The sequence below is a fragment of the Pseudomonas sp. 51_B genome (assembly GCF_017491595.1).
Classification (GTDB): domain Bacteria; phylum Pseudomonadota; class Gammaproteobacteria; order Pseudomonadales; family Pseudomonadaceae; genus Aquipseudomonas; species Aquipseudomonas promysalinigenes.
The window spans coordinates 1-434 of sequence record NZ_JAFGYW010000454.1 but is presented as its reverse complement, the minus strand read 5'-3'; the positions used below and the strand labels follow the sequence as shown (position 1 = coordinate 434).

The window sequence follows — 434 nt, the reverse complement described above, 5'->3', positions numbered from 1 at the left end:
GATCCGCCTCGCCAATACGTTAAACCGCAGAAACCCACCCGAGCCACCATCCCCTCAGCGCCGCCTTCTTATCTCAGAGCGACATGTTCATAAAGGAACGCTCATCTGCCCAAATTTCCGCTGTTTTGCCGACGTGAAGCGATGCTATTTTCGGTAACGAAACTGTAACATTCGCATCCGCAGTCAAAACAAGAAAACTGGAGCTCTTGAATGTTTGCTTTCTTTCGTCCTGCCGCACATCAGGCTCCATTGCCTGAAGAAAAAATAGACAGCACCTACCGCCGCCTGCGCTGGCAGATCTTCGCCGGTATCTTTATCGGCTACGCCGGTTACTACCTGCTGCGCAAGAACTTCTCCCTGGCCATGCCGTACCTGATCGATGAAGGCTACAGCCGTGGCGACCTTGGTCTGGCGATGTCGGCGATCGCCATTGC

General features: G+C 53.7%; 1 pseudogene. It reads left to right on the top strand.

From position 1 onward, the window contains the following. Nucleotides 1-210: 210 nt before the first annotated feature. Nucleotides 211-434 (top strand): annotated as a pseudogene (gene glpT / locus J5M56_RS25695) (glycerol-3-phosphate transporter); the annotation flags it as partial.